This is a genomic window from Pseudomonas sp. L5B5, assembly GCF_020520285.1.
Classification (GTDB): Bacteria; Pseudomonadota; Gammaproteobacteria; order Pseudomonadales; family Pseudomonadaceae; genus Aquipseudomonas.
The window spans coordinates 3460010-3482900 of record NZ_CP084742.1; the positions used below are offsets into that span (position 1 = coordinate 3460010).

The following is a 22891-nucleotide window of genomic DNA, read 5'->3' on the forward strand; positions in this document are numbered from 1 at the left end:
TCCGAAGGCATGAAAAGCCTGCCTGTCGGAACTACGGCTTTTGTGTTCGAGGAATATCCATGTCGCCCTGGCTGACAGTAGTGGGAATCGGTGAAGACGGCTTCAAGGGCCTGGGCCGCAGCGCCCGGCATGCCTTGCTGGGCGCTTCGCGGATTGTCGGCGGGCAGCGCCAGCTGGAGCTGCTGCCGGCGTGCATCCGTGGCGAACGCCAGCCGTGGCCGAGCCCGTTCTCCCTGGAACCGGTACTGAGCCAGCGCGGTACCCCCGTATGCGTGCTGGCCAGTGGCGACCCGATGTTCTTCGGCGTCGGCGCCAGCCTGGCACGGCAGCTGCCCCCCGAAGAACTGCACATCCTGCCCGCGCCCTCCTCCTGTTCCCTGGCCGCCGCACGCCTGGGCTGGCCCCTGCAGGAGGTGGTCAGCCTGTCGCTGGTGGCGCGGCCATTGGCCGCGCTCAATGCCCAATTGGCCAACGGCCTGCGCCTGCTGGTGCTGAGCAACGATCGCCACAGCCCGGCGGCAGTGGCCGGGTTGCTGCGCGAGCAAGGCTTCGGCCCAAGCCTGGTCAGCGTCCTGGAACACCTGGGAGGCCCGCTGGAGCGCCGCATCGACAACACCGCCGACGACTGGCAGGACCCGGTCATCGCCGACCTCAACCTGCTGGCCATCGAGTGCCGCGCCGCCCCAGATGCGCCACGCCTGTCGCGCCTGGCCGGCCTGCCGGACTCGGCCTTTCGCCACGACGGCCAGCTGACCAAGCGCGACGTGCGCGCCATGACCCTGGCTCGCCTGGCGCCCATGCCCGGCGAGTTGCTGTGGGACGTCGGGGCCGGCAGTGGCTCGATCGGCATCGAATGGATGCGCGCCCACCCCAGCTGCCGCGCCCTGGCCATCGAGGCTGACGAGGGGCGCCAGCAACTGATCGAACACAACCGCGACGCCCTCGGGGTGCCCGGGCTGCAATTGATCCGTGGCAGCGCCCCCCAGGCCCTCGCTGGCCTGGAGCCTGCGGACGCGATCTTCATCGGCGGCGGCGTGACCCGCGACGGGGTACTCGCCACCTGCTGGGAACGACTCAAGCCCGGCGGCCGCCTGGTGGCCAATGCCGTGACCCTGCAAAGCGAGATGACCCTGATGGACTGGCGCCAGCGCCACGGTGGCGAGCTGACCCGCATCCACGTGGCCCAGGCCCAGCCGCTGGGGGAGTTCGACACCTGGCGCCAGGCCTTGCCGATCACCTTGCTCGATCTCGCCAAGCCGCTATGAGTCCATTCCCCTCTCCTGCAGGAGCGAGCTTGCTCGCGATCCAGACAACCCGGTCCGCCTGGCGGACGCCATCGCGAGCAAGCTCGCCAATAAAGGGCGCTGTGGATGCGTGACGAAACCGCCGAGCAACCCGCTCCCCTGCGCAGCGGCCTGACCACCGGCAGCTGCGCCACCGCCACCAGCCTGGCGGCGGCCCGCCTGCTGCTGGGCAACATCGATGCCGATGCGGTGGATATCGTGCTGCCCAAGGGCAAGCAGGTGCAGATGCGCCTGGAGTTCTGCCGGCGCACCGTAGACGGCGCCGAGGCCGGGACCCTCAAGGATGCCGGCGACGACCCGGACGTCACCCACGGCGCCCTGTTGTATTCCCAGGTGCGCCTGACCCGAGAACCGGGTATCCGCTTCGTCGCCGGCACCGGGGTCGGCACCGTGACCCGTCCCGGCCTGGTCCTGGCAGTGGGCGAACCGGCGATCAACCCGGTACCGAGGCGGATGATCAGCGAGCACCTGCAACGGCTGGCCGAAGAGCAGGCCTACGGCGGGGGGTTCGAAGTGACGGTGAACGTCGAGGACGGCGAGTCCCTGGCGCAGAAGACCATGAACCCGCGCCTGGGGATTCTCGGCGGATTGTCGATCCTGGGCACCAGCGGCATCGTCCGGCCGTTTTCCTGCGCGGCCTATATCGCCTCGATCCACCAGGGCATCGATGTCGCCAGGAGCAACGGCTACCAGCACGTCGCCGCCTGCACCGGCAACGCCAGCGAAGACACCATGCGCCGGGTCTACGACCTGCCGGAAATCGCCCTGATCGAAATGGGCGACTTCGTGGGTGCGGTGCTCAAGCACCTGCGCAAGGCGCCCGTGGAAAAACTCAGCCTGTGCGGTGGTTTCGGCAAGATCAGCAAGCTGGCCGCCGGGCACATGGACCTGCACAGCCGCCACTCCAGCATCGACCTGCCGCAATTGGCGCAATGGGCCGCCGAAGTGGGCGCCGACCAGCCGCTGCAAGAGGCCATCCGCCAAGCCAACACCAGCCAGCAGGCCCTGGCCATGGCCAGCGCTGCCGGGGTCGCGCTGGGCGATGCCGTCTGCCGCCATGCCCTGGACTTCGCCCGCAGCGTGGTGCCGCCCCAGGTCCAGGTGGAGGTCTTCGCCATCGACCGCCAGGGCGGCATCGTCGGCCATGCCGGAGCCGACCGATGAGCCGTATCCTGCTGCTGGGCGGCGTCACCGAGGCCCTGGCCATCGCCCGTACCCTGGGGCCCGGGCATATCTACAGCCTGGCCGGCATCGGCCGGGTGCCCACCGACCTGGCCTGCCAGGTACGTGTCGGCGGTTATGGCGGCGCCGAGGGCCTGGCGCAGTTCATGCGCACCGAGAACATCACTCTGCTGCTGGATGCGACCCATCCCTATGCCGCGCAGATCAGCGCCAATGCCCAGGCCGCCGCCCGGCTTACCGGCATTCCCTGCTGGGCCCTGCGCCGTCCGGCCTGGCAAGCGCAGCCTGGGGACGACTGGCACGAGGTCGCCGACTGGCCGCAACTGATGCACGCCCTCACACCTTTCCAGCGCCCGCTGTTCACCCTGGGTCGCGAGCCCTTGCAGCATCTGGAGGAGATTCCCGCCGGCCAGTTCTGGACCCTGCGCGCCCTGGAAGCCTGCCCGGGCAATGAGCGCTGCGAAGTGATCGGCGCCCGTGGCCCGTTCCGGATCGATGACGAGCGCGAGCTGTTCGCGCGCCGGCGCATCGATGTGCTGATCAGCAAGAACAGCGGCAGCAGCGCTACCGAACCCAAGCTGGAAGTGGCCCGCGAACGGGGAGTCCCGGTGTTGATACTCAAGCGCCCCACACTGCCCGAGGTTGATCGAAGCTTCACGGAAGTGCCCCAACTGCTGGCCGCCCTCAAGCAACTGTCCAGCGCCTGACAGCAAAAAGCGCCGCACCTCACCTCAGCCTGGGAACGCGCTGGCTGTGCCCGCCAGCCGCCCGCCTTAACTTACGTGGGCGCCCTGCAACGACCGGCTGCACGCCCGGTCGTCGCAGCGTTGCCTTTCATCTGGCAAATGAGTTGCCCAGGGGCGTATCCCAAGGAATACAGTCGCCATGTTCGTCTTCGAGCAAACCCAGGAGTTCAGCCACTGGCTCACCCGCCTCAAGGACCCTCAGGGGAAGACCCGCGTACTGGCCCGGATCAGGGCAGCGCAACTAGGGCGGTTCGACGACTGTGCACCGGCAGGAGGTGGAGTCCATGAGATGCGTATCCCCCGTGGGCCCGGCGTGGGCCCGGCTACCGGGTGTACTTTTCACGGCGAGGCGAACGGATCTACCTGTTGTTGATCGGTGGCGACAAGAGCACCCAGAGTCGCGACATCCAACGAGCGCGGCAACTGGCTCACGACCTCAAGAGCGAGGACTGAAACATGCGCACCCCAGTGACCCGCTTCGATGCGGCCGACTACCTCAAGACCCCGCAAGACATGGTGGCCTACCTCGATGCCTGCTTCGAGGAAGATGCCGGCGACGGCGTGCTGATCCGCGCCGCCCTCAACGACATCGCCCGCGCCCGTGGCATGACCCAGGTAGCCCGGGACACCGGCCTGGGCCGCGAAAGCCTGTACAAGGCGCTGGGCAGCCAGGGCAATCCCGAGTTCGCGACTATCATCAAGGTGATGAAGGCCCTGGGGCTCAAGCTCCACGTCAGCCCGGCCTGAGCCAGTACTGCGACACCACACCGCACACGGTGTTTTTTTACTTATCCACAGCGATCAGGCTAAATACCCGCCTGATCGCTCAACCGACGGATCGTCCCCATGTCCCGACAACGGCTCGCATTTGCCTGGATCGCCTGCTTCGCAGTGCTGTTCAACATGCTTGCCATGCCGCTTTCCGGGGCCATGCAGAACAGCGAACAGGGGCTGGACGAACAATTGCTGTGGGGCAGTTTCTGTTCCTCCAGCGGCACCAAGATGGTCGCCATCTCCCTGGGCAAGCTCGAACAGAAAGCCCCGCAGAACGACGATCACTCGAACATGCAGCACTGCTGGTGCTGCTCCGGCTCGGCGCCCCTGGTGGCCTTGCCCGGTCATGTACCGCAACTGAATTTCACCCGCTTCATTGCCCAGCCGGGCGCCCCGCACCCCCAGTTCGAACCCCTCACCCCGCGCCAGCAATGGCCCAGCCTGAACCCCGGTGCACCACCTCTGGCATGATTCCCTTTCGCAAGTGACCTGCGTTTTTGAATCGTTCTGGAGAACCGCCATGCTCAACTCTTCCCTGGTCAAGCACGCCCTGCTGCTGGCCGCCCTGCTGCTGCCTGCCAGCTTCGCCACCGCCCACGAATACAAGGTCGGCGAGTTGCAGATCGCTCACCCCTGGTCACAGGAACTGCCGCCGAACGCACCGACCGTCGCCGCCTACTTCGTGCTGGACAACCCGGGCAAGAATGCCGATACCCTGCTCAGCGTCGATACGCCGATCGCCGGCCGCGCGGAGCTGCATGAGCATGTGATGCAGGGCGACCTGATGAAGATGCAGCAAGTGGCCAAGGTGGCCGTGCCTGCCGGTGGGCAGGTGACCTTCGCGCCCATGAACTATCACGTGATGCTCATGGAGCTGAAGGACCGCAGCCTGCTCGTCGACGGCAAGCGCTTCCCGCTGACCCTGCACTTCGAGAAGGCCGGCGACGTCACCGTCGAAGTGGCCGTGCAGAAGCAGGCTCCGGGCGCCGCGCAAGAGCACCAGCACGCCCATTAAGCACTGACTGGCAGCCCTGCCCGTGAACGCCCCGCTCGCGCCTGGCCGCAGGCGGTCCGCGCCACGCCGCAACTCCAATGGAGTCCGGCGCGGCAGCTGGATCAGCCTGTTCGCCATGCTGATGATCTTTATCGGTCCGCTGATATCCCAGTCGATGCCGATGGATCACGCGATGCCGATGAACATGTCCGTTTCCATGGACATGGGCAGCGGCGTGTCCGGCTGCCACGGCGATAACCCACACGCTTCGCACCCCGCCAAACCCCAGGGCGAGCAACATGTGCTCTGGGAAAAATGCGGTTATTGCAGCCTGCTGTTCAATTGCCCGGCGTTGACCTCGGGGCTATCGTTCGCCCACCTCGATGCACCGCTGGCCCAGCATTTCCTGATCCCCGCCACGCGCCAGGGCCACGCCCGGCAGACCGTGTTCCCCGGCGCGCTCAGCCGCGCCCCACCGATCCTCGCCTGAGTCACCCACTCATTTCACACGGCCGGCTGTCAGCACGACAGGCGTGCGTTCGTGGCCGTGTCATTCAAGACCGATCGATGGAACATCTATGTTTTCTGCTGACTCTCGCCTGGGCGTTGCCCAGCCAACCAGACCCTTTGCCCTGAACCCGTCGCGCCAGCACTTCAACCGTGCCCTGGCGGTGCTCTGTGGTGCCCTGCTGACGCCCCTGGCCATAGCCGACGAGGCTTCGGCCGAGCACGCCCACCACAGCACCGAGCTGAGCCCCACGGTGATCACCGCCGTCGCTCCCAGTTCGCCCCTGACCGTGGTCACCAACCCCAAGGACCCGCGCCAGCCGGTGCCGGCCAGCGATGGCGGCGACTACCTCAAGACCATTCCCGGCTTCGCCCTGGTGCGCAACGGCGGCACCAACGGCGACCCGGTGCTGCGCGGCATGTTCGGCTCGCGCCTGAACATCCTCACCAACGGCAGCATGATGCTCGGCGCCTGCCCCGGCCGCATGGACGCCCCGACCTCCTACATCTCCCCGGAAACCTACGACCGCCTGACGGTAATCAAGGGCCCGCAAACCGTGCTCTGGGGCCCTGGCGCCTCGGCCGGCACCGTGCTTTTCGACCGTGAGCCCGAGCACTTCGGCGAACTCGGCACCCGGGTCAACGCCAGCCTGCTGGCCGGCTCCAACGGCCGCTTCGACAAGACCCTGGACGCGGCCGCCGGCGGTCCGCTGGGCTATGTGCGAGTGATCGGCAACACCGCTCATTCCGATGACTACCGCGATGGCAACAACGACACCGTGGCCTCGCGCTACGACAAGTGGAACGGCGACATTGCCCTGGGCTGGACCCCGGATGCCGACACCCTGCTGGAGCTGACTGCCGGCAAGGGTGATGGCGAGGCCCGTTATGCCGGTCGCGGCATGGACGGCTCGCAGTTCAAGCGCGAGAGCCTGGGCCTGCGTTTCGAGAAATCCAACATCGGCGATGTCCTGGACAAGATCGAGGCCCAGGTCTACTACAACTACGCCGACCACGTGATGGACAACTACAGCCTGCGCACGCCCTCGGGCAGCGGCATGATGGGCATGCCCATGGTCAGCAACGTCGACCGCCGCACCCTGGGCGCACGGATCAAGGCCACCTGGCGCTGGGCCGATGTGCAGCTGATCAGCGGCATCGACGCCCAGACCAACGAACACCGCCAGCGCGGCGGCATGGGCGTCGATGCGCACAAGGGCCAGCCCTGGACCAAGGACGCCGACTTCCACAACTACGGGGCCTTCGGCGAGCTGACCTGGTACGCCGCCGAACGCGACCGGTTGATCACCGGCGCCCGCCTTGATCGAGCCTCGGCCAAGGACTATCGCCAGGGCATCAAGGCGGGAATGATGAGCCGCCCCAACCCCACTGCCGGCGACACCCGCGCCGACACCCTGCCCAGCGGCTTCGTGCGTTACGAGCATGACCTGGCAGACAGCCCGACCACCCTCTATGCAGGCCTGGGCCATGCCCAGCGCTTCCCCGACTACTGGGAGCTGTTCTCGCCGAAGATGGGCCCTGCCGGCTCGCTGAACGCCTTCGATTCGATCAAGCCGGAAAAGACCACCCAGCTCGACTTCGGCCTGCAGTACCAGGGCGCGGACCTGGAAGCCTGGGCCTCGGGCTACATCGGCCAGGTGCGTGACTACATTCTGTTCGACTACCGCAGCGGCAACTCCCAGGCACAGAACATCGACGCCCGGATCATGGGTGGCGAACTGGGTGCGGCCTACAAGCTGACCTCCAACTGGAAGGCTGACGCGACCCTGGCCTACGCCTGGGGCAAGAACAGCAGCGACGGCAAGGCCCTGCCGCAGATGCCGCCACTGGACGCGCGCTTCGGCCTGACCTACAGCCAGGACGACTGGAGTGCCGGCGCATTGTGGCGGGTGGTGGCAGCGCAGAACCGCGTCGACCTGAACCAGGGCAACGTGGTCGGCAAGGACTTCGGCAAGAGCGGCGGCTTCGGCGTGTTCTCCCTCAACGGCGCCTACCGCATCAACAAGAACCTCAAGCTCAGCACCGGGGTCGACAACCTGTTCGGCAAGGCCTACGCCGAGCACCTGAACCTGGCGGGCAACGCCGGCTTCGGCTACCCGGCCAATGATCCACAAGCCATCAAGGAACCCGGCCGCACCTTCTGGACCAAGGTCGACCTGAGCTTCTGACGCACCGTTGCGGCCGCTGCGCGCCCCTACGCAGCCTGCGGCAGCGGCTACACCAGGCACCTGTGACCGCCGCCGAGCGGGCGAGATTGCGACAAGGCCCGCTGGGCCTTCGGCAGTGGTTGCAGGAGCTACCCATAACAACAGATCCACAGCCTTGCGGAGCGCTTCCCGATGAATCGACCCAAAGTGTCTTTCTACAACCTGGCCTGGCGCTGGCATTTCTACGCCGGGCTGTTCGTCGCCCCTTTCATGGTGATGCTGGCGTTGACCGGCATCGTCTACCTGTTCAAACCGCAACTCGATCCACTGATGTACCCCAGCTTGCTCACGGTGCCTGCCGGGCATCACAGCCTGACGGCCGACCAGTTGCTGCAACGGGTCCAGGCGGCCTATCCCCAGGGCCACATCAAGCAGTACCTGCCACCTGTCGATGCCGGGCGCAGCGCCCAGTTCGTGGTGCAGCACAAAGGCCTGGAACTCAATGTGTTCATCGATCCCTACCACGGCGACGTGCTCGGCGAACAGGATGCCAAGCGCAACTTGCAGGCCGTGGCCCGGGCCATCCACGGCGAACTGATGATCGGCACCGTCGGCGACCGGCTGGTGGAGCTGGCGGCCAGTTGGGGCATCATCCTGGTGGTCTCGGGCCTGTACCTGTGGTGGCCACGGGGCAAGTCTTCGGCAGGCGTGCTATGGCCACGCCTGAACGCCCGGGGCCGTTTGTTCTGGCGCGACCTGCACGGTGTGCTGGGGTTCTGGGGCTCAGCCTTGCTGCTGTTGATGCTGCTCAGCGGCATGAGCTGGACCGGCTTCTGGGGCAGGCAGTACGCCGACCTGTGGAACCGCTTCCCGGTGGCCATGTGGAACGACGTACCGACCTCCGACCAGCAGGCCGGCGAGCTCAACAGCGCCACCCGCCAGACCGTGCCCTGGGCCCTGGAGAACACTCCAATGCCGATGTCCGGCGACCATGCCGAGCACATGGGCCACGCCATGGCCGCAGCCGCTCCAGCGGCTCCGGCCATCAGCCTGCAACAGGTCCAGGACCTCGCCCGCCAGCGCCAGGTCGAGCCCGGCTACAGCATCACCCTGCCCAGCAGCGCCACGGGGGTGTTCACCATCGCCCTGTTCGCCGACGACCCACGCAACGACGCCACCCTGCATGTCGACCAGTACACCGGCAAGGTCCTGGCCGATGTGCGCTGGCAGCACTACAGCACAGTGGCACGGGCCACCGAGGTGGGGGTGATGCTGCATGAGGGCAAGATGTTCGGCCGCGTCAACCAGATCCTGGTGCTGGTGGTGTGCCTGATGATCCTGCTCGGTGCGGTGAGCGGCATCGTCATGTGGTGGCAGCGCCGCCCTGCGGGCCGCCTCGGGGTCCCACCGCTGCGCCACGACCTGCCGCGCTGGAAAACCGCGATGCTGGTCATCGGCCTGCTGGCCGTGGCCTTTCCACTGGTGGGGGCATCGCTGGTCGTGGTGTGGCTACTGGACCGCTTGCTGCTCTCGCGCTGGAACCGCGATCCTGAATCTGCCTCATCTTCAACATGAATCAGCCGAGATGCGCATTGCAGAGAGCTCTGTACACTCCCCGCGCTTCAGCCGCGCACAGCCATAGTGTTACTTTATAACACTTAGTGTAAGCTCCTTGCCCGCAGCTCCCCCACTGCGGGCAACCCTCTCGAAGAAGCGATTCACCGCCCCGATGAACAAGTACCTGCTGTCCAGTCTCTGCCTGCTCGCCCTGCCGCCCCTGTCCCAGGCCGACGAGTCCACCCTGACCCTGCCTACCGGCACCATCTCTGCACCGGCCAGCGAGGCCGACGACAGTGTCAGCCTGAAGACCGCCACCAGCGCCGGTTCGCGCCTGGGCCTGAGCGCCCTGGAAACGCCGGCCAGCACCGACAGCCTGAGCGGCGAGCGCATCCGCGCCCGGGGCGATCGCAGCATCCAGGACGCTGTATCGCGCAGCGCCGGGATCAGCCGCACCGGCACCCCGGGCGACGGCGGTACCTCGTTGTCGGCACGGGGCTTCACCGGGCAGAGTTCGGTGATGCAGCTCTACGGCGGCAACCGCATGTACACAGGCATGGGCACCGTGACCTTCCCGGTGGATACCTGGGCCGTGGAACGCGTCGATGTGCTGCGCGGCCCGGCCTCGGTGCTGTACGGCGAAGGCGCCACTGGCGCGGTGATCAACACCATCCCCAAGAAGCCCTTCAGCGGCGAGATCGAAAACCACCTGCGCCTGGGCTACGGCTCCTTCGATCGCCAGCAGCAGGCCCTGGACAGTGGCGGTTCGCTGAGCGACACCCTGAGCTACCGGCTCAACCTCAACCGCGAGCGCAGCAACGGCTGGATCGACCGTGGCGATTCCTCCGGCGACTTCGTCAGCGCCGCGCTGCGCTGGCAGGCCCGTGACGACCTGGCCTTTACCCTGGCCCACGACTACGGCGACCAGAACCCGATGAACGACTTCGGCACGCCGCTGATCGACGGGCGTTTTCACAAGCGCCTGCGGGACAAGAACTACAACGTCAGCAACGACAAGCAGCACTACAACGACCAGTGGACCCGCCTGACCAGCGAGTGGCAGATTTCCGACAACGTCAGTGCCAGCAACGAGCTGTACTACCTCAAGGCCCAGCGCCGCTGGCAGAACGCCGAGAACTACAACTGGAACACGGTGGACCGGCAACTGAGCCGCAGCGGCTACTTCGGTATCGGCCACCAGCAGGAACAGGTGGGCGACCGCCAGACCTTCACCTTCAAGCACACGCTGTTCGGCCTCGACAGCCAGACCCTGGTCGGGATGGACTACAACCGCATTCGCTTTCACATGAAGAGCAACTCGCCCTTCAATGACGTCACCACCCATGGTGACCCCATCGACCTGTACCACCCGGCCAAGGGCGAGTTCATCAGCAACAGCCCCTACCGCGACCAGTTCAAGACCACCACCAGGCAAATGTCGGCCTTCGCTGAAAACCGCCTGCAACTCAGCGAGCGCTGGTCCCTGGTGACCGGTGTGCGCCGCGACTATGCGCATATCGATCGCGATGATTTGAAGGATGGCAGCCGGAGCGACAAGACACTGACCGGCAACAACTGGAAGGCCGGCCTGGTGTTCGCCGTCACTCCGGACACCTCCCTGTACGGCCAGTACTCCACCAGCACCGATGGTGTCGGCGGATTGATTTCCCTGAGTCCGGATCAGCAGCAGTTCGACCTTTCCACTGCCAAGCAGACCGAGGTCGGTCTCAAGCAGGCGTTCTGGGACCAGCGGGGCGAATGGACCCTGGCGGCCTACCACATCGTCAAGAAGAAGCTGCTGATAGATGTGCCTCAAGTTGCCGGGGTTGCGCCCCGCAAGGATCAAGTAGGCCAGCAATCCTCCAATGGCCTGGAGGCCAGCCTGGACCTGCAACTGCCCCGCGCCTGGCAGTTGCAGGCCAACGCCGCCATCGTTCGCGCCCAGTACGACGACTTCCAGCAGGACGTCGACGGCGTGCAGGTCTCCCGCGATGGCAAGCGCCCGGTGGACGTACCGCGCCGCACCGCCAACCTGTGGCTGAGCAAGGCCATCAACGATGACCTGCGGGCCGGTGCCGGAGTGCGCTATGTCGATGCGCGCTACGCCGACATGGCCAACCAGAACCAGCTGCCCAGCTACACCGTGGTGGATGCGAATGTGTCGTGGAAAGCCCTGCCCAACACCACCCTGGGCCTGCAATTGAACAACCTGTTTGACCGCCAGTACGCCCAAAGCCAATACAATGACGGCCAGCAATGGATACTCGGCCAGCCGCGCTCGTTCTTCGTCACCGCCGACTACACCTTTTAACCTCACCGCTGCCACCGCGCGGGGACCACACGGATACGGCATGACCTCGCTGAACCTCACCAACCTGGCCTGGACGCCTCTGGGCCAGGGCCACTGCCACCACCAGTTCCAACTGCGTGAGGCCAGCCTGCAGGTGGCGGCCGGCGAGTTCGTCGGCCTGATCGGGCCCAACGGCAGTGGCAAGACCAGCCTGCTGCGCTGCGCCTATCGCTTCAGCAAGCCGCAACAGGGCAAGGTGCAACTGGCCCATCACAACGTGTGGAAACAGTCGCCACGCTGGTGCGCGCAACGCATCGCCGTGGTGCTCCAGGAGTTTCCCGACGCCTTCGGCCTGACGGTGGAGCAAGTGGTCGCCATGGGCCGCACCCCGCACAAGGGCCTGTTCGACGGCGACACCGAGCAAGACCGCGCCATCGCCCGTGACGCCCTGGAATCCGTGGGCCTGCTGGGTTTCGAGGACCACGCCTTCGCCACCCTGTCAGGCGGGGAAAAACAGCGGGTGATCCTGGCCCGGGCCCTGGCCCAGCAACCGCAATTGCTGATTCTCGACGAACCGACCAACCACCTCGACCCGCGCTACCAGCTGGAGCTGCTGCAACGGGTCAAGCGCCTGGGCATCGGCACCCTGGCCAGCATCCATGACCTGAACCTGGCCGCGGCCTTCTGCGATCGCCTGTACGTCCTCGACCACGGACGCATCGTCGCCAGCGGCACCCCTGGCGAGGTGCTCACCGCCGAACTGCTGCGCAAGGTCTTCGGCGTCGAAGCCCTGATCGATGCCCATCCCCTGTCCGGCTACCCACGAATCACCTGGATCACCCAACCATGACCTTGCGCTCCCTGCTTCGCTCCAGCCTGCTCCTGGCCCTGTCACTGGGGGCCGCCCAGGCCTTCGCCGAGGCCACCCGCTATCCATTGACGATCACCAGCTGCAACCGCGAAGTGACCTTCAAGCAAGCACCGAAACACGCCCTCAGCCATGACATCAACATGACCCAGATGATGCTCGCCCTGGGGCTCAAATCGCACATGGTGGGCTATAGCGGGATCAGCGGCTGGAAGGCCGTGACCCCGCAGATGAGCGCCCTGCTGGACGGCCTGCCGGAGCTGGCGGCCAAGTACCCGTCGGTGGAGACCCTGCTCAATGCCAACGTCGACTTCCTGTTCGCCGGCTGGGACTACGGCATGCGCGTCGGCGGCGACCTCACGCCGCAGACCCTGGCGCCCCTGGGCATCAACGTCTACGAGCTGACCGAATCCTGCGCCTTCGTGATGAAACGCCCGGCCGCCAGTCTCGACGACACCTACAACGACCTGCGCAACCTGGGCCGGATCTTCGACGTGCAGGACCGCGCCAATGCCCTGATCGCCCAGATGCAGGAGCAGGTGGCCCAGGTGCAACAGGACCTGCCCACGGAAAAACCCCGGGTGTTCCTCTACGACAGCGGCGAAGACCGGGCCATGACCTCGGGCCGCCTCGGCATGCCCCAGGCGCTGATCGATGCCGCCGGCGGGCGCAACATCCTCGAAGACGTCGAGGCCAGCTGGACCCGCATCAACTGGGAGACCGTGGTCGAGCGCAACCCGCAAGTAATCGTCATCGTCGACTACAGCGAAGTCACCGCCGAGCAGAAGCAGCAGTTCCTGCTGGATAACCCGGCGCTGCAAGGGGTCGACGCGATCAAGAACCAGCGCTTCATCGTCATCCCCTACGTGCAGGCCACACCGAGCATCGACAACGTGCTGGCGGTGGAAACCCTGGCCAAGGGTTTCCACGGCGAATGAGCAAGCATCGCTACAACTGGCTGCTGCTGATCCTCGGTGCCCTGCTCCTGGTTTCCTGCGTGCTGTCCCTGGGCTTCGGCCCGGCGCGGGTGCCGGTGGACGTGGTGGGTCGCATCCTGCTGCACAAGACCCTGGGCCTGGGCGCGGTGGACTGGAGCCCCGGCCAGGAACATATCGTCTGGTTGATCCGCGTGCCGCGCATGCTCCTGGGCGCCCTGGTAGGCGCCGGGCTGGCGCTGATCGGCGCGGTGCTGCAAGCGGTGACCCGCAACCCGCTGGCCGACCCGCACCTGCTGGGCGTCACCTCCGGCGCCACCCTGGGCGCGGTGATCGTGGTCCTGCACGTGGGGCAAGTCATCGGCCTGCTGACCTTGCCCCTGGCCGCCTTCATTGGCGCCGTGGCGAGCATGATCCTGGTGCTGGGCATCGCCGCCCGCAGCGGTCGACTGGACAGCGATCGCTTGCTGCTGTGCGGGGTGGCGGTGTCGTTCGTGATGATGGCGGTGGCCAACCTGCTGCTGTTCATGGGAGACCACCGGGCCAGTTCGGCGGTGATGTTCTGGATGCTCGGCGGCCTGGGCCTGGCGCGCTGGGAGCTGCTGGCGCTTCCCGCGGCCAGCGTGCTGCTCGGGTTGTTGCTGCTGCTGGGCATGGCCCGCCCGCTGAACGCCCTGATGGCCGGCGAACAGACTGCCGTGACCCTCGGCCTGAACGCGCGCAACGTGCGCCTGAAGGTGTTCCTGATCGCCTCGCTGATGACCGGGGTGCTGGTGTCCATCAGCGGCTCCATCGGTTTCGTCGGGCTGATGGTGCCGCACATCGCCCGGCGCCTGGTGGGCGCCGAACACCGTCGGCTGCTGCCGGTGTGCGTGCTGCTGGGTAGCCTGTTCCTGGTGTGGGTGGATGTGGCCGCACGGACCCTGATCGCCCCCGAGGACCTGCCCATCGGCGTGGCCACCGCGGCCATCGGCGGGCTGTTCTTCATCGGCCTGATGCGCCGGCGCTGAGTGCAGTTGTAGGAGCGAGGCTTGCCCGCGATAGCGGTGTACCTGATGCGCCGCCATCGCGGGCAAGCCTCGCTCCTACACTTACCGCACACGGCCGCCAGCAGCACCAACCAAGCGCATTCGCCCGCACCAAAGACTCCCCACGGCCCCGCGATGGTGCGCCCGCCACCGCTCTTCCCTCCTCGTATCGCGGGTTTCGCGGCCCTTGGCCAACCCGGCACACCCCTTGCAAAACACCCTTCACTCGTTCGCATCTGCCTCTTAAAAAATCAAGAGCTCCTGGAGATCGCACAATGAAGCGTCGTAGCTTGCTCAAGGCTTTCACCCTTTCGGCCTCTCTGGCCGCGATGGGCATGACCTGGACCGCCCAGGCCGCCGAGACCATCAAGGTGGGGATTCTGCATTCGCTGTCGGGCACCATGGCGATCTCCGAGACCTCGCTCAAGGACATGGCGCTGATGACCATCGACCAGATCAATGCCAAGGGCGGGGTCAACGGCAAGCAACTGGAAGCGGTGGTGGTGGACCCCGCCTCCAACTGGCCGCTGTTCGCCGAGAAGGGCCGCCAGTTGCTGACCCAGGACAAGGTGGCGGTGGTGTTCGGCTGCTGGACTTCAGTGTCGCGCAAGTCGGTGCTGCCGGTGTTCGAGGAGCTCAATGGCCTGCTGTTCTACCCGGTGCAATACGAAGGCGAGGAAATGTCGCCCAACGTCTTCTACACCGGCGCCGCACCGAACCAGCAGGCGATCCCGGCGGTGGAATACCTGATGAGCGAGGACGGCGGCAGCGCCAAGCGCTTCTTCCTCCTGGGCACCGACTACGTCTACCCGCGCACCACCAACAAGATCCTGCGTTCGTTCCTGCACGCCAAAGGCGTGGCCGACAAGGATATCGAAGAGGTCTATACCCCGTTCGGCCACAGCGACTACCAGACCATTGTCGCCAGCATCAAGAAGTTCGCCGCCGGCGGCAGGACCGCCGTGATCTCCACGGTCAACGGCGACTCCAACGTGCCCTTCTACAAGGAGCTGGCCAACCAGGGCCTCAAGGCGACCGAGGTGCCGGTGGTGGCGTTCTCGGTGGGCGAGGAAGAACTGCGCGGCATCGACACCAAGCCGCTGGTGGGCAACCTGGCGGCGTGGAACTACTTCGAATCGGTGGAGAACCCGGTGAACCAGAAGTTCGTCGCCGACTGGAAAGCCTACGCCAAGGCCAAGGGCCTGCCGGGCGCCGACAAGGCAGTGACCAACGACCCGATGGAAGCCACCTACGTGGGCATCCACCTGTGGGCCCAGGCGGTTGAGAAGGCCCAGTCCACCGACGTCGACAAGGTCCGCGAGGCCCTGGCCGGGCAGACCTTCGCCGCCCCTTCGGGCTACACCCTGACCATGGACAAGACCAACCACCACCTGCACAAGCCGGTAATGATCGGCGAGATCCAGCCCGACGGTCAGTTCAACGTGGTCTGGCAGACCGAAGGACCGGTCCGCGCCCAGCCCTGGAGCCCCTTCATCCCGGGCAACGACAAGAAGCCGGACTACGCGGTCAAGAGCAACTGAGCAGGACGTCATGTAGGAGCGAGGCTTGCCCGCGATGGGGATGCACCTGATCCAACGCGGTCGCGAGCAAGCTTCGCTCCTACAAGGTTCTCTGTCGTATTCAAGGACGTGACCATGTCACTGTATCGCCTGTTCCTGGTCTGCTTGCTGTCACTACCGATCGCCGCCCATGCCGGCGACGCCGAAGACTTCATCGCCGCCAATCCCACGCAACAGGCCAAGCTCCTGGAAAGCTGGGCCGCACAGCCTGATCCAGCACGCCTGGAAGTGCTGCTGAACCTGCAGCAGGGCCGCCTGGGTGATGGCGGTACCAAGCCTCTGCGTCTGAACAACCGCCTGCGCGGCCTGGTCGATGTCGCCCTGGCCAATCATCAGCTGTTGGCGGCTGATCCGGGCACGCGCCTGGCCGCCGCCCGGCAATTGCAGAAAAGCGCCAAGCCGGCGCAATTGAAATTCCTCGATGCCCGACTGGCCGCCGAGCAAGACCCCGGTGTCCACGACGCCTTGAGCCTGGCCCTGGCCAACCTGCAACTGGCGGACAGCACACCGGCCGTGCGCCTGGCTGCCGTGCGCCTGCTGGGCGAAACCGGTGAGCCGCTGGCCCGCACCCGCCTTGAAGCCCTGCTGGAACCCGGCGTCGAAGCCGATGCCGGGGTACACACCGCTGCCGAAACCAGCCTGGCCCAGGTCAAGCGCAAGCTGCTGGTGGGCGAAGTGCTGGGCCAGGCCTTCAGCGGCCTGTCGCTGGGCTCGATCCTCCTGCTGGCGGCCCTGGGGCTGGCCATCACCTTCGGCCTCCTGGGGGTGATCAACATGGCCCATGGCGAGATGCTGATGCTCGGTGCCTACGCCACCTACGGGGTGCAGTTGCTGTTCCAGCGCTACCTGCCCCAGGCCATCGAGTACTACCCGTTGCTGGCCCTGCCAGTGGCATTCCTGGTCACGGCCGGGATCGGCATGGCCCTGGAACGCAGCATCATCCGCCATCTTTATGGGCGCCCGCTGGAAACCCTGCTGGCCACCTGGGGCATCAGCCTGATCCTGATCCAGACGGTGCGCCTGCTGTTCGGCGCCCAGAACGTCGAGGTGGCGAACCCGTCCTGGCTCTCCGGCGGCATCCAGGTGCTGCCCAACCTGGTGCTGCCCTACAACCGCCTGGTGATCATCGCCTTCGCCCTGGCGGTGGTGCTGCTGACCTGGCTGCTGCTGAACAGGACGCGCCTGGGGCTGAACGTGCGTGCGGTGACCCAGAACCGCAGCATGGCCGCTTGTTGCGGGGTGCCCACTGGCCGGGTGGACATGCTCGCCTTCGGCCTGGGGTCGGGCATCGCCGGCCTGGGCGGCGTGGCCCTCAGCCAGATCGGCAACGTCGGCCCGGAACTGGGCCAGGGCTACATCATCGATTCGTTTCTGGTGGTGGTGGCAGGCGGTGTCGGGCAACTGGCGGGCAGCATCATGGCGGCCTTCGGCCTGGGGGTCGCGAACAAGATTCTCGAGCCTGCGATCGGCGCCGTGCTGGGCAAGATCCTGATCCTGGCGCTGATCATTCTGTTTATCCAGAAGCGCCCCCAAGGGCTCTTCGCATTGAAAGGACGGGTGATCGACTGATGAACCAGCCTCTCTTGGTCACGGCCACCCAAAAGGCCGGCCCGAAAGTCACGATTGCCCTCGGCGCAACGGTGCTTGCGCTGTTGATCGCCCTGGCGCTGCTCTCGCTGCTACCGGCGGACAACCCGCTGCAGGTCTCGGCCTACACCCTGACCCTGGTGGGCAAGATCCTCTGCTACGCCATCGTCGCCCTGGCCCTGGACCTGGTCTGGGGTTATGCCGGGCTGCTGTCCCTGGGCCACGGCCTGTTCTTCGCCCTGGGCGGCTACGCCATGGGCATGTACCTGATGCGCCAGGCCGCCGGGGACGGCCTGCCGGCCTTCATGACGTTCCTGTCGTGGAACGAGCTGCCCTGGTACTGGGCCGGCACCGACCATTTCCTCTGGGCCTTGTGCCTGGTGGTACTGGCCCCCGGGCTGCTGGCCCTGTTGTTCGGTTTCTTCGCCTTCCGCTCGCGGATCAAGGGCGTGTACTTCTCGATCATGACCCAGGCCCTGACCTTCGCCGCGATGTTGCTGTTCTTTCGCAACGAGACCGGTTTTGGCGGCAACAACGGCTTCACCAGCTTTCGCAGCATCCTGGGTTTCGGCATCACCGAGCCCGGCACCCGGGCCGTGCTGTTCCTGGCCACGGTGCTATTGCTGGTGGCCAGCCTGTACCTGGGCTGGCGCCTGGCCCAAAGCAAGTTCGGCCGGGTCCTGACGGCGCTGCGCGACGCCGAGAATCGCCTGATGTTCTGCGGCTACGACCCACGAGGCTTCAAGCTCTTCGTCTGGGTCCTGAGCGCCGTGCTGTGCGGCCTGGCCGGGGCCCTGTACGTGCCCCAGGTGGGCATCATCAACCCCAGCGAAATGTCCCCGACCAACTCCATCGAAGCCGCGGTGTGGGTGGCCCTGGGCGGGCGCGGCACGCTGATCGGCCCGCTGCTGGGGGCCGGCGTGGTCAACGGCATGAAGAGCTGGTTCACCGTGGCCTTCCCCGAATACTGGCTGTTCTTTCTCGGTGCGCTGTTCATCGGGGTGACCCTGTACCTGCCCAAGGGCGTGATCGGCCTGCTGAACAAACGAGGTGAACAATGAGAGTCACAGCGACGGCGGCCTTCATGCTCGAACCCATTCTCGACACCAACAAGGACGCCGGCACCAGCCGCGATGCCATCGGCCTCGGCCAGGCTGCGGGCAAGGGCCTCAACACCCGCCACGGCACCATCCTGACCCTGGAGGACATCAACGTCAGCTTCGATGGCTTCAAGGCCCTCAACGACCTGAACCTGTACATCGGCGTTGGCGAGTTGCGCTGCATCATCGGCCCCAACGGCGCCGGCAAGACCACCCTGATGGACGTGATCACCGGCAAGACCCGACCCTCTCAGGGCAAGGCCTGGTTCGGCGAAACCCTGGACCTGACCCAGATGAGCGAAGTGCAGATCGCCCAGGCCGGGATCGGCCGCAAGTTCCAGAAGCCCACGGTGTTCGAGGCCCTGAGCGTGTTCGAGAACCTGGAGCTGGCGCAGCACACCGACAAGTCGGTGTGGGCCAGCCTGCGGGCCAGGCTCTGCGGCGAGCAGAAAGATCGCATCGACGACGTGCTGGAGACCATTCGCCTGACGGCCTCGGCGAAACGCCCGGCCGGCTTGCTGTCCCACGGCCAGAAGCAGTTCCTGGAGATCGGCATGCTGCTGGTGCAGGAACCGCAACTGCTGTTGCTCGATGAACCGGTGGCGGGCATGACCGATGCCGAGACCGAGTTCACCGCCGAGCTGTTCAAGCGCCTGGCGGGCGAGCATTCGCTGATGGTGGTGGAGCACGACATGGGCTTTGTCGGCTCGATTGCCGACCACGTCACCGTGCTGCACCAGGGCAGCGTGCTGGCCGAGGGCTCCCTGGAGCAGGTGCAGGAAAATCCACGGGTGATCGAGGTCTACCTCGGCCGCTGATCCACCCACCCCTCACTGTAGCCGCTGCCGCAGGCTGCGATCGGCCTCGAAGAGGACGCGCTCTGCAAGGCCTATGAAGGTCCTGCGGACCTTGTCACAGGCTGCGGCAGCGGCTACAGGTCATTGAAGGAGATCGGACATGCTACAGGTACGCAAGCTGCACCAGTACTACGGCGGGAGCCACATCCTGCGCGGGCTTTCGTTCGAGGCCAGGGTCGGCGAAGTCACTTGCCTGCTCGGGCGCAACGGGGTGGGCAAGACCACGTTGCTCAAGTGCCTGATGGGCCTGCTGCCAGCCAGAGAGGGCGCGATCACCTGGGAAGGCCGGGGCATCACCGGCGACAAGCCGCACCAGCGAGTCCATGCCGGGATCGCCTATGTGCCCCAGGGCCGGGAGATCTTCGCCCGCCTGACGGTGGAGGAGAACCTGCTGATGGGCCTCTCACGCTTCGGCGCGGCAGAAGCCCGGGAGGTGCCGGCCTTCATCTACGAGCTGTTCCCGGTACTGCAGCAGATGAAGCAACGCCGCGGTGGCGACCTGTCCGGCGGCCAGCAGCAACAGCTGGCCATTGGCCGGGCCCTGGCCAGCCGCCCGCGCTTGCTGATTCTCGACGAGCCCACCGAAGGCATCCAGCCGTCGGTGATCAAGGAGATCGGCACGGTGATCCGCCAGTTGGCAGCCCGGGGCGACATGGCGATCCTGCTGGTGGAGCAATTCTATGATTTTGCCGCCGAGCTGGCCGACCAGTACCTGGTGATGTCCCGTGGGGAAATCATTCAGCAGGGCCGCGGCGAAAATATGCAGGCCGACGGTGTACACGGCCTGGTTAGGATCTAATCTGTAGCCTGCTAACAATAACGACCCAGCATGAACTCATCTGCCACCACCGCCCTGTTCACTCCCAGCTGGCATGCCGAGCTGGAACTGGCCTATGCCCATGCAGGCGGCGCGACGCGCCCGGTCCTGCGCCGCCACCAGGGCCCACTGCGGGTGCAGAAGCACCTGTACGCCGAAGGCCCGGATGTCTGCCAGCACATCATCGTCCACCCGCCCGGCGGCATTGCCGGGGGTGACCGGCTGGCTATCCACGCCCGTGTCGACACCGGCGCCTGGGCGCAACTGACCAGCCCCGGGGCGGCCAAGTGGTACCGCGCCAATGGCCCCGCCAGCCAGCGCCTGGAGTTGCAGGTCGCGCCGGGGGCGACCCTGGAGTGGCTGCCCCAGGAGACCATCGTGTTCAGTGCCGCCCAGGCCGAGCTGACCACCTGCATCGAGCTGCAGGGTGATGCCCGAGTGTGCTACTGGGACATCATTGCCCTGGGGCGCCCTGCCAGTGGCGAGCGCTTCGCCCAGGGGTACTTGCAGGCCCACCTGGACATCCGTCGCGATGGTCGGCCGCTGTGGCACGAGCGCCAGCGCATCGAGGGCGACGACGGCCTGCTGGAGTCTCCCGTGGGCCTGGACGGCCACCCGGTCTTCGCCACGTTGCTGATCACCGGCCAAGCCGAAGATGACCTGCTGGAGCGTTGCCGCGCCCTGCAACACCCGGTGCGCGGCGACCTGACACAACTGCCGGGCTTGCTGCTGGCCCGCTGCCTGGCCAGCGAGGCGCTGCACGCCCGGGCCTGGCTGATCGACCTGTGGCACCTGCTGCGCCCGGCCCTGCTGGGGCGGCCGGCCGTACCACCGAGGATCTGGAACACATGAACCGCCCGCTCTTTTCCAACTGCCCAACGACGGACTGCCCACCATGGACCTGACCCCTCGCGAAAAAGACAAGCTGTTGATCTTCACCGCCGGCCTGGTGGCCGAACGGCGCCTGGCCCGCGGCCTCAAGCTCAACTACCCGGAAGCCATGGCCTATATCTCCGCGGCGCTGCTGGAAGGCGCCCGGGACGGCCGCACCGTGGCCGAACTGATGCACTACGGCACCACGTTGCTCAGCCGCGAGCAGGTGATGGACGGTATCCCCGAGATGATCCCGGACATCCAGGTAGAAGCCACCTTCGTCGACGGCACCAAACTGGTCACCGTCCACCAACCCATCGCCTGAGGCCGCGCCATGACGTATCAGATCCGCGACGCGCTGCATGCCGACCTGCCGGCGATCCGCGACATCTACAACGACGCCGTGCTCAATACCACGGCGATCTGGAACGACAGCCCGGTGGACCTGGGCAACCGCCAGGCCTGGTTCAGCGCCCGCCAGGCCCAGGGTTATCCGATCCTGGTGATTGTCGACGCCAAGGAGCAGGTGCTCGGCTACGCTTCCTTCGGCGACTGGCGGCCCTTCGATGGCTTTCGCCACACGGTCGAGCACTCGGTCTACGTACGCAGCGACCAGCGCGGCAACGGCCTGGGCCCGCAACTGATGGCAGTGCTGTTCGAACGCGCCCGCGCCTGCCACAAGCATGTGCTGGTGGCCGCCATCGAAAGCGCCAACACCGCCTCGATCCGCCTCCATGAACGCCTGGGGTTCATCACGACCGGGCAGATGCCGCAGGTGGGCACCAAGTTCGGACGCTGGCTGGACCTGACCTTCATGCAACTGACCCTCAACCCCGGGGCCCAGCCACCGGTTCCTCACAAGGAGTGACACTTCGATGAACGCCGCCCAACTGCGACGAGTCCATGGAGAAAGTTTTGCCCACTACCGCCTGGGCTTGATCGAACTGCTGTTCGACTCGGTGCAGCATGGCGCCTCCGTCGGCTTCATGGCCGACCTGGACGATAGCCAGGCCAGGGACTACCTCGCCAGCGTGCAAGCGGGCGTCGAAGACGGCAGCCTGTTGCTGTGGGTGGTGGTCGAGGACGAGAGGGTCCTGGCCAGTGTGCAACTGGCGCTGTGCATGAAGGCCAACGGGCGCAACCGCGCCGAGGTGCAGAAGCTCCAGGTGCTGTACAGCGCCCGGCGCCGCGGCCTGGGCCAGCAGTTGATGAACGTCCTGGAGCAGGCCGCGCGCCATCTCAAGCGCGGATTGCTGTACCTGGACACCGAGGCTGGCTCACCTGCCGAGGCGTTCTACCGCACCCTGGGTTACACCCGGGTGGGCGAGCTGCCCAACTACTGCCAGAGCCCGGACGGCACCTATACCCCCACTGCCATCTACTTCAAGACCCTGGACCAACCCCTATGATCCCCGGCCAGTACCAGATCCAGCCCGGCGATATCGAGCTGAACGCCGGGCGTCGCACCCTGACCCTGAAGGTGGCCAACAGCGGCGACCGGCCGATCCAGGTCGGTTCGCACTACCACTTCTTCGAAACCAACGACGCCCTGGTGTTCGACCGTGCCGCCAGCCGCGGCATGCGCCTGAACATCGCCGCCGGCACCGCGGTGCGCTTCGAGCCGGGGCAGACCCGCGAGGTGGAGCTGGTGGATCTGGCCGGTCAGCGCCGGGTGTTCGGTTTTGCCGGACGGGTCATGGGCGACCTTTGAGGTGGGTTGCCTG

23 protein-coding genes and 1 pseudogene are annotated in these 22891 nt (G+C 66.2%); all 24 read left to right on the forward strand.

Annotated elements, in window-relative coordinates; genetic code table 11:
- The first annotated feature begins 59 nt into the window (after nucleotides 1-59).
- Nucleotides 60-1265, forward strand: coding sequence for a bifunctional cobalt-precorrin-7 (C(5))-methyltransferase/cobalt-precorrin-6B (C(15))-methyltransferase (locus tag LGQ10_RS15880; protein WP_058435057.1), 1206 nt, complete (start codon nucleotides 60-62; stop codon nucleotides 1263-1265).
- Between the two features lie 105 nt (nucleotides 1266-1370).
- Nucleotides 1371-2468 carry a cobalt-precorrin-5B (C(1))-methyltransferase gene (locus LGQ10_RS15885; RefSeq protein WP_058435056.1) on the forward strand — a complete coding sequence of 366 codons (1098 nt, stop codon included), beginning with the start codon at nucleotides 1371-1373 and terminating at the stop codon, nucleotides 2466-2468.
- Entirely contained in the window at nucleotides 2465-3193 is a 729-nt protein-coding gene (locus tag LGQ10_RS15890; RefSeq protein WP_226522516.1) for a cobalt-precorrin-6A reductase, read from the forward strand. Before LGQ10_RS15885 ends, LGQ10_RS15890 begins: the two co-directional genes overlap by 4 nt.
- 178 nt (nucleotides 3194-3371) lie before the next feature.
- A pseudogene (locus LGQ10_RS15895) lies at nucleotides 3372-3685 on the forward strand (type II toxin-antitoxin system RelE/ParE family toxin).
- Between the two features lie 3 nt (nucleotides 3686-3688).
- Nucleotides 3689-3979, forward strand: a complete 291-nt coding sequence (locus LGQ10_RS15900; RefSeq protein WP_058435054.1) for an addiction module antidote protein — start codon at nucleotides 3689-3691, stop codon at nucleotides 3977-3979.
- 99 nt (nucleotides 3980-4078) lie between these two features.
- A complete protein-coding gene (locus tag LGQ10_RS15905) occupies nucleotides 4079-4477 on the forward strand; it encodes a DUF2946 domain-containing protein (protein WP_058435053.1) in 399 nt (132 codons plus the stop codon).
- A gap of 49 nt (nucleotides 4478-4526) precedes the next feature.
- Nucleotides 4527-5021: a copper chaperone PCu(A)C gene (locus LGQ10_RS15910; protein WP_058435052.1), complete on the forward strand. Its 495-nt coding sequence runs from the start codon at nucleotides 4527-4529 to the stop codon at nucleotides 5019-5021.
- A gap of 22 nt (nucleotides 5022-5043) precedes the next feature.
- Nucleotides 5044-5490 carry a DUF2946 domain-containing protein gene (locus LGQ10_RS15915; protein ID WP_226522517.1) on the forward strand — a complete coding sequence of 149 codons (447 nt, stop codon included), beginning with the start codon at nucleotides 5044-5046 and terminating at the stop codon, nucleotides 5488-5490.
- A gap of 88 nt (nucleotides 5491-5578) precedes the next feature.
- Nucleotides 5579-7696: a TonB-dependent copper receptor gene (locus LGQ10_RS15920; protein WP_226522518.1), complete on the forward strand. Its 2118-nt coding sequence runs from the start codon at nucleotides 5579-5581 to the stop codon at nucleotides 7694-7696.
- A 171-nt stretch (nucleotides 7697-7867) separates the two neighbouring features.
- A complete protein-coding gene (locus LGQ10_RS15925; protein ID WP_226522519.1) occupies nucleotides 7868-9250 on the forward strand; it encodes a PepSY-associated TM helix domain-containing protein in 1383 nt (460 codons plus the stop codon).
- Between the two features lie 154 nt (nucleotides 9251-9404).
- Nucleotides 9405-11543 carry a TonB-dependent receptor gene (locus LGQ10_RS15930; RefSeq protein WP_226522520.1) on the forward strand — a complete coding sequence of 713 codons (2139 nt, stop codon included), beginning with the start codon at nucleotides 9405-9407 and terminating at the stop codon, nucleotides 11541-11543.
- Nucleotides 11544-11583: 40 nt separating this feature from the next.
- Nucleotides 11584-12372: an ABC transporter ATP-binding protein gene (locus LGQ10_RS15935; protein ID WP_226522521.1), complete on the forward strand. Its 789-nt coding sequence runs from the start codon at nucleotides 11584-11586 to the stop codon at nucleotides 12370-12372.
- Nucleotides 12369-13328: an ABC transporter substrate-binding protein gene (locus LGQ10_RS15940; RefSeq protein WP_226522522.1), complete on the forward strand. Its 960-nt coding sequence runs from the start codon at nucleotides 12369-12371 to the stop codon at nucleotides 13326-13328. The genes LGQ10_RS15935 and LGQ10_RS15940 overlap by 4 nt, the downstream gene beginning before the upstream one ends.
- Nucleotides 13325-14335 (forward strand): FecCD family ABC transporter permease, encoded by a 1011-nt coding sequence (locus LGQ10_RS15945; protein WP_058438634.1) that lies wholly within the window; start codon nucleotides 13325-13327, stop codon nucleotides 14333-14335. Before LGQ10_RS15940 ends, LGQ10_RS15945 begins: the two co-directional genes overlap by 4 nt.
- Nucleotides 14336-14628: 293 nt before the next feature.
- Complete coding sequence (gene urtA, locus LGQ10_RS15950) at nucleotides 14629-15894, forward strand: urea ABC transporter substrate-binding protein (RefSeq protein WP_226522523.1); 1266 nt, start codon at nucleotides 14629-14631, stop codon at nucleotides 15892-15894.
- Between the two features lie 114 nt (nucleotides 15895-16008).
- A complete protein-coding gene (urtB, locus tag LGQ10_RS15955; RefSeq protein WP_226522524.1) occupies nucleotides 16009-17502 on the forward strand; it encodes an urea ABC transporter permease subunit UrtB in 1494 nt (497 codons plus the stop codon).
- A complete protein-coding gene (gene urtC, locus LGQ10_RS15960) occupies nucleotides 17502-18581 on the forward strand; it encodes an urea ABC transporter permease subunit UrtC (RefSeq protein WP_226522525.1) in 1080 nt (359 codons plus the stop codon). Before urtB ends, urtC begins: the two co-directional genes overlap by 1 nt.
- The gene (gene urtD, locus LGQ10_RS15965; protein WP_226522526.1) at nucleotides 18578-19438 is read left to right on the forward strand and encodes an urea ABC transporter ATP-binding protein UrtD; all 861 of its coding nucleotides are present in this window, start codon (nucleotides 18578-18580) and stop codon (nucleotides 19436-19438) included. The genes urtC and urtD overlap by 4 nt, the downstream gene beginning before the upstream one ends.
- Nucleotides 19439-19577: 139 nt before the next feature.
- A complete protein-coding gene (urtE, locus tag LGQ10_RS15970; RefSeq protein ID WP_226522527.1) occupies nucleotides 19578-20276 on the forward strand; it encodes an urea ABC transporter ATP-binding subunit UrtE in 699 nt (232 codons plus the stop codon).
- 30 nt (nucleotides 20277-20306) lie between these two features.
- A complete protein-coding gene (locus LGQ10_RS15975) occupies nucleotides 20307-21146 on the forward strand; it encodes an urease accessory protein UreD (protein ID WP_058434543.1) in 840 nt (279 codons plus the stop codon).
- A gap of 43 nt (nucleotides 21147-21189) precedes the next feature.
- The gene (locus LGQ10_RS15980) at nucleotides 21190-21492 is read left to right on the forward strand and encodes an urease subunit gamma (RefSeq protein WP_058434542.1); all 303 of its coding nucleotides are present in this window, start codon (nucleotides 21190-21192) and stop codon (nucleotides 21490-21492) included.
- A gap of 9 nt (nucleotides 21493-21501) precedes the next feature.
- Complete coding sequence (locus LGQ10_RS15985; protein ID WP_058434541.1) at nucleotides 21502-22035, forward strand: GNAT family N-acetyltransferase; 534 nt, start codon at nucleotides 21502-21504, stop codon at nucleotides 22033-22035.
- A 7-nt stretch (nucleotides 22036-22042) separates the two neighbouring features.
- Nucleotides 22043-22576 (forward strand): GNAT family N-acetyltransferase, encoded by a 534-nt coding sequence (locus LGQ10_RS15990; RefSeq protein WP_058434540.1) that lies wholly within the window; start codon nucleotides 22043-22045, stop codon nucleotides 22574-22576.
- Complete coding sequence (locus LGQ10_RS15995; protein ID WP_058434539.1) at nucleotides 22573-22878, forward strand: urease subunit beta; 306 nt, start codon at nucleotides 22573-22575, stop codon at nucleotides 22876-22878. Before LGQ10_RS15990 ends, LGQ10_RS15995 begins: the two co-directional genes overlap by 4 nt.
- The last annotated feature ends 13 nt before the right edge of the window (nucleotides 22879-22891 follow it).